The organism is Microcystis sp. M49636_WE2, from assembly GCF_030065375.1.
Classification (GTDB): Bacteria; Cyanobacteriota; Cyanobacteriia; order Cyanobacteriales; family Microcystaceae; genus Microcystis; species Microcystis aeruginosa_C.
This window is the reverse complement of sequence record NZ_JASJFG010000456.1, coordinates 1-1827: the sequence shown is the minus strand read 5'-3', so window position 1 is coordinate 1827 and position 1827 is coordinate 1. Positions and strand designations below refer to the sequence as shown.

Below are 1827 nucleotides of genomic sequence, written 5' to 3'. Positions count from 1 at the left end.
TTTTTGCTCATGCTGAGATTGAATCTTATCTTGAAGATCGAGTTTGGGATACAGTACAGACAGCAAAAAATATCTGGGATAATCAAGGTAAAGCTGGTCGAGTTTTGTTATGTGTAATCGCTTTTTCTGGTCAAGAAATGGAAAATCCTCCCGACACCCTTACTCCTCTTAAAGGTAACAAAAATGTCTCCCTAGACAAACTGAAAATAACTAAAAAAATTGACATAGTGATTAGATGTTTTAAATCAGTTATCGATCAAAATCATGGGATTAAAGAAACTAACCTATTAAAATTACTCTTACCAATCGGCATCGATAGTGATGACTTAGATCAAGTTTGGTTACTAAATATGAATACTTTTGGAAAAGAACGCGGTGAAATCGCTCATTTTTCGGGAATAAAAACGAAAAAAACGCCTAACCCTGCCGACGAATTAGAAAGAGTTAAACAAATTATTCAAGAATTAGAGAAAGTCGATCAATTGATTACTAACTTGCTCAAGTAATTGCACTCTTAATAAAACTTAAATTGTTAATTATATCAGAAATACAGTATAATAAAAAGCAGAACGTAGGTTGGGTTGAAGCATGAAACCCAACACCCGCATAGTTTACGCTACCGCTAACCCATCCTACCAATAATTGTGCCTCCCTACTTACAGTATAATAAAAGGCAGACAATAGAGAGCTAATCATCAAAGTGAAACATAGACCAATTGCGATCGATTTATTTGCCGGCTGCGGTGGGATGTCCCTTGGTCTAGAAGCGGCGGGATTTGATATTGCTGTAGCGGTGGAGTTTGATGCAGTCCATTCCTTGGTTCATCATTTTAACTTTCCCTATTGTCAAACTATTTGCCGGGATATAGCCAAAGTAACAAGTAGAGAAATATGGGAATTATTAAAACTAAAAGGCTATGCCACCGATGTTAGTTTAATTGCCGGCGGTCCCCCCTGCCAAGGTTTTTCACTGATTGGTAAACGACAAATAGATGATCCTAGAAATTCTCTAGTATTTGAATATCTGCGAATTGTAGGGGAAATTAAACCCAAGTATTTTATCTTTGAAAATGTCCCCGGCATGGCGACGGGTAAACATAAACAATTTTTAGAGGAGTTAATCTCTGAATTTGAAGCTATTGGCTATACAATTAATCAGCCAATTAAAATCCTTGATGCCAGTGAATATGGCGCACCACAAAAGCGCAGAAGATTAATCTTAATTGGTAGTCGAAAAGACGTGACGATGGCTAAATATCCCCTGGCAAAGACCGTAGATTTGAACTCAGCCAAAAAATCAGCTTTTACCAGCGTCTATGATACGATTTCAGATTTAGAATTAATACCGGCTTTTATCGATACTGATTTAGGCATACCTGCATCAAAATTAGATTATAGTGGTAAGAGGAAAAAATATTCAGTGCAGCCAGGGGATATTTTTAAACTTTGCCATCAAAGAACAGTAGATACAAAAATCTATGGACATATAGGCTCAGTTCATACCCAAAGATCAATTGATAGATTTATCGTAACCGAACCGGGTACAGTGGAACCAAAAAGTCGCTTTTTCAAGCTTTCTCCCACTGGTTTATGTAATACTCTCCGGGCCGGAACTAATAGTGACAAAGGGGCCTATACTGCTCCTAGACCCATTCACTATTCTATTCCTCGTTGTATTACTGTACGAGAAGCCGCCAGATTACATACATTCCCCGATTGGTTTCAGTTTCACCGCACAATATGGCATGGTTTTCGTGAGATTGGTAACGCGGTTATTCCGCTATTATCGAAAGAACTTGGCTCTTCTGTGATGGGAGCAATGAATAT

The 1827-nt window shown here is 37.9% G+C and carries 2 protein-coding genes; both read left to right on the top strand.

Annotated features, from left to right (window positions below; translation table 11 throughout):
* Positions 1-506 (top strand): HEPN domain-containing protein (locus tag PX484_RS10845; protein WP_288103804.1); only part of this gene is annotated, 506 nt, incomplete at its 5' end.
* Between the two features lie 194 nt (positions 507-700).
* On the top strand, positions 701-1827 hold a 1127-nt coding region (locus PX484_RS10840), incomplete at its 3' end, for a DNA cytosine methyltransferase (protein WP_288103803.1).